The following is an 8,927-nucleotide window of genomic DNA, read 5'->3' on the forward strand; positions in this document are numbered from 1 at the left end:
TCCTTAGCTGACTGCCAGACGCATAACTGCTTCCGGTGTCATTTCCGCTTTCGCCAGTTCGCCCTTCTGTCTGCCCTCATGCATAACTATGATCCGATCTGACATCCCAATTAATTCCGGCAGTTCAGACGAAATCAGGATGATAGATTTTCCCTGCGCGACCAATTCGTTGATCAGACAGTATATCTCATATTTCGCCCCGACATCAATTCCTCTGGTCGGTTCATCCATGATCAGGATGTCTACATCTGAGAACAGCCACTTGGCAATGATTACTTTTTGCTGATTTCCTCCCGAAAGATTTACCGCAGTCTGATTCACAGAAGGGGTCTGTATTTTCAACTGTCCTATGTATTTCTTTGCTGCCTCATTTTCTTTTTTCCCGTTCAGCCAGAAACCTGCGTTGCAGATCCCCTTTAGATTAGAGATTACAATATTATGTTTGATACTTTCCTTGAGTGCAAGCCCTGTCTCTTTTCGGTCTTCTGTCAACATACCGACCGAAGCGCGGGTGGCTGATTTTGTATTGCGTATTTTCATGGCATTGCCGTGAATCGAGATCGTACCTTTGGTCATCTTTGCTGCTCCGAAGATCGTCTCTGCAAATTCGGTACGCCCTGCCCCCACCAGACCGGCCAGCCCGAGAACTTCACCCCTATGCAATTCTAAGCTAACATCCCGAACAAGTGTTTTTCTGGACACTCCCTCGACTTTTAAAACCACATCTCCAGGTATCGTATTTCTCACCGGATACTCTGTCTGTACACTTCTTCCCACCATTTTTTCGATCACTTCTTCTGCCGTCATCTCATTGGCTGCCTTTGTATCAATAATTTCACCATCCCGCTGAACTGAAATCATATCGCTGATCGCAAATATCTCCTCCAGCTTGTGTGAGATATAAATAACCGTCTTCCCCTGTTTTTTTAAATTCCTTACAATACCCAGCAGCCGTTCAGTTTCATCCGAAGTGAGGGATGAGGTCGGCTCATCCATCACAATAATGTCTGCATTTTTAGAGATAGCCCTTGCGATCTCAACCATCTGCTTCTCCGCTGCACTGATCTCTGACACTAGACATCTTGGATTAATATCATATCCTAACTCATCAAAAACTTTTTTCACAGCATCCTGCATTCCCTGCCAGTCTACAATTCCGCCCTTTTTACAAGGTACATGTCCCAAGAAAAAATTCTCCATTACAGAAAGCTGGGGGATCATATTTGTTTCCTGGAAAATCAAACTAATTCCTAGGTTCTGAGCCTTATTGATATCTGAAATACTGACCTTTTCTCCTGCGATCAGGATCTCTCCCGATTCAGCCTGATATACGCCATTGAGTACTTTCATCAGCGTAGATTTCCCGGCGCCGTTTTCCCCGACAATTGCATGGATCGTCCCTTTTTTTACTCTCAGGGTAACGTTATTTAAAGCCTTCACACCCGGAAATTCTTTCGTGATTCCTATCATTTCTAATGCAAACCCGCACAAACTGTTTCACCTCTTTTATCCATGGTTGGGAGTGCCATTTTAACTGGCACCCCCTGTTAACTTTTAGTACCCTGCAAACTGGTCTACATTTTCCTTATCAATAATTTCCGTAGGAAGTTTTACCCATTTTTCTACTTTTTCGCCCCGAATCATCTTCACCAGCGTCTGCAGTGCCAGTTCGCCCTCTTCCTGAGGATCCTGCTTTGCTGTTCCTTTGATATCACCTGATGCAATCGCATCCAATACAAACTGCCCCTGGTCACTTGTTACAACAGGGATATCACCATAGACTCCTGCATCCTGCATCGCCGATGCTGCCCCCTTTGTCATGCCGGAATCCATTGCAAACACAAGGTCAATCTCATCTCCGAATGTGGTGAGATAATCCTCCATAACAGTCATGGCCTTTGCAGTATCCCAGTCTGCTGCCTGCTCTGCAAGTATTTTAATATTCGGATTTTTACTGATCACCTTCTCGAAGCCTTCATAAGTGGAAAGCTGTACTTCCGTACCCAGGAGTCCATTGATAATAGCAATATTGCCGCCTTTCTCTCCTAAGATATCTACTGCAATCTCGCCGGCAATCTCCCCCATTGCCTCATAATCAGAACCCACATAAGATGGCACCAGATCTTCTACGGATTCGTCAACCTTTGAATTCAAAACAATAAATGGAACACCGCTTTCATCCAAATACCGAACAACCGGAATCGTAGATGCCTGGTCACCTGGGAAATAAATAATTCCGTCCACCCCCTGTGTCACTGCATTTTTAATCTGGTCCAGCTGTGTTTGTGCATCCTCTTTGCCATCAACTGACTGAAGATTAATGTTATTCTCGTCCGCATATTTCTGCATCGCTTTCTGCTGAACTGCACAATAAGGAGCGGTCAGGATCGCATTTGTATAGAAGATATTCAATTTTTCATCGGAAGCCTTTTTACTCCCAGAATCCCCTGCACCATCATTCTCTTTCGTGGAACCACCGCACGCAGTAAGCAGCAACGCTGCTATACACAACAAAACAATCGCAAACTGGCTCTTTCTCTTTTTCATAATCTTTCTCCTTTCCCACTGGTTTTCATTAGATTTCGGTTGTAAAAAGCTCATCAAACTTTTCTGAAATAGGCTCATATCCCTTCTCCGTAACAAAATATCCAGCCTCTAACCGTGCTCCACATAAACTTGGAAGTCCAAACAGGCTTACATCCAGATTGACCGCCATTCCTGGTTCAAGTACGATTTCACTATTTGGATTCAGATAATAAACTCCCTCACATTCCATCAACCCGGTAGAATGCGTAAACTGGCATACCAAATGTTCCCCATAGCCATGTCTTCTCAAATAGTCCATTCCCGGCCTGTCTACTTGTGCAACTGTCCTGCCCGGCTTCAATGCATCCCTGCAAAGCCGATAAGCCTCCCTAAGATGATTCATCAGCGTACGCTGTTCATCCGTATAGCTCCCACTTACCGGAACCGTGTCACCTACTGTTCCCGTATATCCATTCCACCCGGGAGCAATTCCCATGACGATCATCTCGCCGTCTTTTAATTTTTTCACATTTGACGGAGTTGGCACGATCGCATTGATCCTTTCTCCTGATGCAATAATTGTAGAGAAGCCAAATCCGCTTGCGCCTTTCATACGAGACACTGACTCACCTGCAGCGGCTATTTCATATTCATATGCACCTGATCTAATGGCACCCAGCATCTCAAAATAGGCACTTTCCGCTATCCTTCCTGCCTGCTTGATGCATTCTTGTTCCCATTTTGATTTTACAAGACGCAGCCGTTCGAAGCTAATGGTAATATCTTCCAGATGGCATTCCTTAAATTCCTCCATGAGCACCTTATAAAGACCTGCCGGCATATTATGAAACCCTACAACCCCGATTTTCTTCAGCTGAATTCCCTTTTCACAAAGTTCTGCCAATAAAGCTCTAAAGTCATACATCTTGGAATGGAAAAATTCCAGTCCCGGCTGCATAAACAAGTTGAAATTCCTTGTCTCTTTCACAGCAGAATCGAGATGCGCAAATTCCTCGCTCTCTGCGCCGCCTAATATCATTGCCTCTCCCTTTACTGGAATCATAAGTATTCCGTCCTCGAACTGAGGGAACCAGCCCGTAATATACCATTCATTTGCAACATTTGCCGCATTATAATAGATGAATGCCGCCTGTAAATCCCGCTCATCTAAGAGCTTTTGTACCTTACTGATCCGTTTTTTTGTTTCCTCTAAGTGATAATATCCGATGGTAAGTCTCCTCCTTTCCCTAAGGTAATATCCGGATCTTTATCCTATCCAGATATCGTCCGCTCCAACAGTTACAAACGATTTACTATTTGCTTTATGGCCTATAAAATGTAATCGATTACATTTTTGCTAACATTCCTTTCTACTATTTTTTCTTTATCTCTGGATCAGCAGTGATTCCTGCATAGCTATCTCATCAGATAGCAATGCAGCTTTCACGCTTTTCGAAGATAGGATCCAGCAGAATCTTCTGTCCAATCTCACGATTCATCGCCTCGATCCCTTCCTGCTGCTTTGCATTAAGCCGATCCAGCAATAATTTTGCCGTAATGTTGCCTATCTTCTCCTCCGGCTGTTTGATTGTCGTAATCGCAGGTACTGCAAGTCCCATCCGGTCATGAATATCATATCCCAGCAAAGAGATATCCTCCGGTATCCTCAGCCCATGACTCTTGATCACTTTAATGGCTCCCGCCGCCATCATCTCATGCATAACAACTACCGCGGTAAATGGATACTTTTCCTTCTGATCTAATAATTTTGCCATACATTCCACACCGTCTTTTTCCTTGAAATAGCCATATGTAACAAGCTCATCCGGTATTGAATATCCGGCAGCTGCATATTCCTGACGGACACCGTTGAGTCTTTCACTGCTTGGTGTCGCATCAATCCCGGTTATAACTGCTATATTCTTGTGTCCCAGTTCCAATAAATGCTTCGCACCCATCCGCCCGGCTTCATAATTATTCGTAAGTACGGCATCATACGGCATTTTAATATTATTTGGAAGATTATCAATAAAAACAACCGGTATTCCCGCCCTTAAATATATCTCCGCCCCACAGTCATTGATAAAAGAAGTTGCATATACCAGAGCGTCTACTCTCTGTTGAAGAAAGAGATTCAGATACTTTTCTTCCTTGTCCAGCTGTTCCTTTGAATCCGCCAGAAGAATGGCATATCCTTGCTTAGAAAGCTCTGTATCTATCCCGGAAATAATCCCGGAGAAAAACATCTCGCAGATATCCGGGATAATAATCCCAACAGTCTTCGTACTATTGTTCTTTAAAGAGCTGGCAATTTTATTTGGTATGTAGCCTGCTTCTTTCAGGGCTTCTTCTACAAGGATTCTGGTTTCTTCTTTTACATTACCTTTGTTATTTAATACTCTCGAAAAAGTAGCCACTGATAAATTGTTCTTTTTAGCTAATTCTTTAAGTGTAATTGACATCTTATTTCTCCGATTTTCTCTTCTTTTTTGTAATCGTTTACTTTTAATTATAACCTAACATTTTGTTTTCAATTTGTCAATAACTTTCTTATTTTTTCGTTTTTTTATGATTTCTATCGGTTTTATTAAAAAATATTTGACAATTCATCATCCATATGTTATTAATATTGTAAACGATTACATTTGCTTTTAGGTATTATAGATATCCAATAACTTATCTTTCATACTTAGGAGGAAAACTATGTCATATTATAACGAATCTGAAACAACGAAACGTATCCAGAATATTAGAAATATTCTCATCAAAAACCATCTCGATGCAGCCCTCATCTATTATGATGAACTAAATATCGCGAATGGATGGTATCTGACTGGGTGGTGCCCTCAATTTGAGAAAGGAGCCGTACTTCTCCCTATCAATGGAGAGCCTCTTCTGCTAGGCGGCCCTGAAAGTGAGCCATTTGCAAAAATGAACAGCGCTATCAAGGCAACACGTAATTTTCCGGTCTTTATGGTTCCCGATGAGGAATATCCGAATGCCGAGATCATCAGTTTCAATATGCTCAATGATGAATTGCTGCGAGGCGGCACTACTCTGAGACGAGTCGGCATCGTCGGTACGAATACTCTTCCGCACGCTGTTTTTACACAGTTTGAGAATGGCTTCAAAGGGATCGAATTAGTGGATATCACCGATGAATACGAACTTTTGCGCTCCTTCAAATCCGACTGGGAGATAGAAAATGTCAGGACTGCTTTTGGACTTACATATGAAGCTTATCTTGCCATGAAAAAGAAAGTTGCTCCAGGTGCATATGAGTACGAAATTGCTGCCGAAGGTGAGTATGTCTGCCGCAAAGCAGGCGCCAATAGTTTTGCATATGGTACGATCGTAGGAAGCGGAAGACGAACAAATGCTGTTGTTCCGACTGCAATTAATAAACAGCTTGAGAATGGAGAATGGGTCATGTTAGGCGTTGCCCCACGGATCAACGGTTACGCTGGCTGCTTTGGCGAAACAGTTCCAGTCTCTGGAGAATATACCAAGGAACAAAGAGACAGCCTTAACATCCTGCGTGAAGCCGTGAGGCTTACGAAGGAAATGCTGCGGCCCGGTAAATGTGGCATAGAAATCGACAGACCGGCACGGGATCTGTTTACCAGACATGGATTGATCGATTACCTTGTCTGCCCGTTTGCCCACACGATTGGATTAATGGAGGCTGAAAGCCCATTCTATGGGCCAAACGGAACCAATGAGCTTGTACCAGGAATGACGATTTGTATCGATGTCAGCTTTTTTGGACATCCAACTCTGTATGGTGCCAGAGTAGAAAGCGGATATGTCATTACACAAGATGGGTGCGAACCGCTCAGCCCTGAGATGGATCAGCTCATTACCACGGATATCGATTAGAAAGGAGCTTCATATGGAAATTGGTAAAAATATCTGGGTTTTCGCAGATGGAGATCTCCCTCCGCAAGGCGATCTAGAGCCGTTAGGACATGAGGCACTCATGCTGGCAAACACAACAGATCAGGATGCGCAGATAGAATTAGAATTTTTATTTGAACATGCAGAGCCTAAAAATGGGATCATCCTCCGGCTTCCCGCAAAACGAGTCAGCTGTACACGGCTGGATTATCCCATCGGAGAGGAAGGCTACTCTGTCCCTAAGGGACAATATGCCCTCATTGTAAAAAGTTCAGTCCCCATTGTAGCAGTTTTCGGGCGTTTGGACAGGAGAAAGGACATGGCCTACTATCCAGTTCAGGGTTTTTCAATGTAATCTACAAAACTTCCAGTAATTTGAAAGGCTCCTTAGTAAAACGGAGCCTTTCGCAAAATATGATATGACAGTATATTCTGAATCGAATAAGGAGACCCGCTATGACAGAAAAGGAAAAGGCCGCTCTTGGATTATTATATAATCCCAATGACGATCCCGAACTGCAGGCAGAACTGCAAAAAGACCAGCTTTTATGCTGGAAATATAACAATCTCTCACCTATAGATATCCAAAAGCGTGAAGAATATATCCATGCTCTTTTTAAGTCCATCGGAACAAACTTTAAAATAGAACAGCCTCTTCATTGTGACTTTGGATATCACGTAACAATTGGAAGGGATTTCTTTGCCAATTATAATCTTACCATTATCGCCTGCGCAGATGTCACGATTGGAGACTCCGTATTCATAGCCCCGAACTGCGGTATCTACACAGCCGGCCACCCGCTCATGCCCAGAAAAAGAGATCTGAACTTAGAATATGCCTATCCCGTGACCATAGGAAGCCACGTCTGGATCGGAGCCAATGTTTCCATTCTTCCTGGAGTGGTTATTGGTGATAATACTACCATTGCTGCCGGCAGTGTAGTTACCCGTAATATTCCTGCCGGTGTTTTAGCCGGAGGCGTTCCATGCAGGACGATCCGCTCTCTATTTCCCTAAAAGCTTACTCACATGAAGCAGCCCCCAGCCTTGAGGTGCAGACTCCGTGTCCACACAAGTCTCCCGCAGCCTCAATTTCACCTCCACATTCGTCATATCCGGATACTTAGAAAGCAGGCAGGCGATCGCCCCGGAAACTACCGGGGTTGCCATTGAGGTCCCGCTTTTCGCCACATAGGGCTTCTGCCATCTTGTCGTGTATTCCCCGTTACAGCTCGTAATATTCGTCCCCGGCGCTGACAGATCCGGCTTTACGATACACTCCCGGGTCGGTCCGTTCCCCGAATAGTCCCATTTGGGGATTCCGCCCCGTACCATGACGGCAGCCTGTTTATCTCCCACAGCCCCCACCGTGATCACCTTTCTGCTCGTTCCGGGAACCGCAACGGTCCCTTCACCGGGTCCGTAATTTCCGGCCGATACGACCACGACAAGACCTTCGTCCCAGAGCGCCTCAACTGCATCCAGCAGACGCCTTTCCTGCTCTTCCTCCAGGCCCGGCTGTGTTCCCACAGAAATATTTACGATCCGGATCTGTGTCTTCTTATAAATATCCAGTATCCATTCGATTCCGGCAACCACATGGTCCACAGAACCGTTTCCCGTATGATCTAACACCTTTCCCATCAAGATCTCTGCCTTAGGTGCCATCCCTGCATAGACTCCTGCAGACAGCTTCCCGCTCCCTGCCAGGATCCCGCAGACATGAGTCCCATGTGTCCCGTCATCATAAATTTTCTCTCTATGATTTACAAAATCCCGGAAACCGATGATCCTGCTGTCAAAATCAGGATGCAGGGTGATTCCTGTATCAAGCACTGCCGCACGTATACCCTGTCCCAGGTATTGCCCTGTCAGAATGTCGGCGCACCAATACTCTACCGTCTGTTTTACCCGTTTCATAGTAATACCCTTTTTTATAGAGTATTCAAACAGTCTGTCCACATCTACCTTTATTAAGGAAATAATACCCGGATCATGAAGCTTACAAAAATTCTTTCATCTTTTTCCGGAAATCTTCTCACACATTTGGAACCCCCTACATATTATGAACTGTAATCAAACATATATGGAGGATTTAACATGAGTGATTTAAGTGCTACAAACTGCGGATGTGGATGCGAAAATAATGGTGGAGGTATCTCTTCTTGTCTGTGGATTATCATCCTGCTTTGCTGCTGCGGAAATGGCTTCGGCGGTGGATGCGGCAACGGATGCGGCGGCAATGACAGTTGCCTGTGGATCATCTTACTTCTGGTATGCTGCGGCGGATGCGGCAATGGCTTCGGCGGCGGATGTGGATGCTAATCAGCTCACCATGCTTTAACCAAACGTAAAAAATTCTAAGGGCTGTCAAAAACAGCCCTAAAGGAAAAATCGCTGAGGCCGTAAGACCAATGTCATTAAGCTAAGGCATTAGAGGCATAGCAGAAAAAACACAGAGTATGAGTTTAAGTCGTGCCCTGTGTTTTTTTGTAATATTTTAA

Annotated in this window: 9 protein-coding genes; 4 read left to right on the forward strand and 5 right to left on the reverse strand. The window is 44.4% G+C overall.

Translation table 11 applies throughout. The features are described 5' to 3' along the window. Window positions 1-3: 3 nt before the first annotated feature. From AC4OGX_RS10955 to AC4OGX_RS10970, 4 genes are all read right to left on the reverse strand, one after another. Window positions 4-1,470 carry a sugar ABC transporter ATP-binding protein gene (locus AC4OGX_RS10955; RefSeq protein WP_493330473.1) on the reverse strand — a complete coding sequence of 489 codons (1,467 nt, stop codon included), beginning with the start codon at window positions 1,468-1,470 and terminating at the stop codon, window positions 4-6. A gap of 84 nt (window positions 1,471-1,554) precedes the next feature. Next, window positions 1,555-2,547: a sugar ABC transporter substrate-binding protein gene (locus AC4OGX_RS10960; RefSeq protein ID WP_493330475.1), complete on the reverse strand. Its 993-nt coding sequence runs from the start codon at window positions 2,545-2,547 to the stop codon at window positions 1,555-1,557. 28 nt (window positions 2,548-2,575) lie between these two features. Further along, window positions 2,576-3,754, reverse strand: coding sequence for a M24 family metallopeptidase (locus AC4OGX_RS10965; protein WP_493330490.1), 1,179 nt, complete (start codon window positions 3,752-3,754; stop codon window positions 2,576-2,578). A gap of 196 nt (window positions 3,755-3,950) precedes the next feature. Beyond that, window positions 3,951-4,988 (reverse strand): LacI family DNA-binding transcriptional regulator, encoded by a 1,038-nt coding sequence (locus tag AC4OGX_RS10970; RefSeq protein WP_493330476.1) that lies wholly within the window; start codon window positions 4,986-4,988, stop codon window positions 3,951-3,953. A 241-nt stretch (window positions 4,989-5,229) separates the two neighbouring features. Here AC4OGX_RS10970 and AC4OGX_RS10975 point away from each other — a divergent pair, with 241 nt between their 5' ends. The 3 genes from AC4OGX_RS10975 (at window position 5,230) to AC4OGX_RS10985 (ending at window position 7,440) form a co-directional block, all read left to right on the forward strand. Beyond that, window positions 5,230-6,405, forward strand: a complete 1,176-nt coding sequence (locus tag AC4OGX_RS10975; protein ID WP_493330478.1) for a M24 family metallopeptidase — start codon at window positions 5,230-5,232, stop codon at window positions 6,403-6,405. A 13-nt stretch (window positions 6,406-6,418) separates the two neighbouring features. Next, on the forward strand, window positions 6,419-6,778 hold the full coding sequence (locus tag AC4OGX_RS10980; protein ID WP_493330480.1) for a sensory rhodopsin transducer: 360 nt from the start codon (window positions 6,419-6,421) through the stop codon (window positions 6,776-6,778). Between the two features lie 101 nt (window positions 6,779-6,879). Then, window positions 6,880-7,440 carry a sugar O-acetyltransferase gene (locus AC4OGX_RS10985; protein WP_493330482.1) on the forward strand — a complete coding sequence of 187 codons (561 nt, stop codon included), beginning with the start codon at window positions 6,880-6,882 and terminating at the stop codon, window positions 7,438-7,440. On the opposite strand, the gene AC4OGX_RS10990 is transcribed toward AC4OGX_RS10985, so the two are convergent. Further along, complete coding sequence (locus AC4OGX_RS10990) at window positions 7,429-8,343, reverse strand: S8 family peptidase (RefSeq protein ID WP_493330484.1); 915 nt, start codon at window positions 8,341-8,343, stop codon at window positions 7,429-7,431. The two genes, AC4OGX_RS10985 and AC4OGX_RS10990, sit on opposite strands and share 12 nt — an antisense overlap. Window positions 8,344-8,523: 180 nt before the next feature. Between AC4OGX_RS10990 and AC4OGX_RS10995 the strand changes: the two genes are divergently transcribed. Continuing rightward, window positions 8,524-8,748, forward strand: a complete 225-nt coding sequence (locus tag AC4OGX_RS10995; RefSeq protein WP_493330486.1) for a chorion class high-cysteine HCB protein 13 — start codon at window positions 8,524-8,526, stop codon at window positions 8,746-8,748. The last annotated feature ends 179 nt before the right edge of the window (window positions 8,749-8,927 follow it).

The organism is Faecalicatena sp., assembly GCF_058819085.1.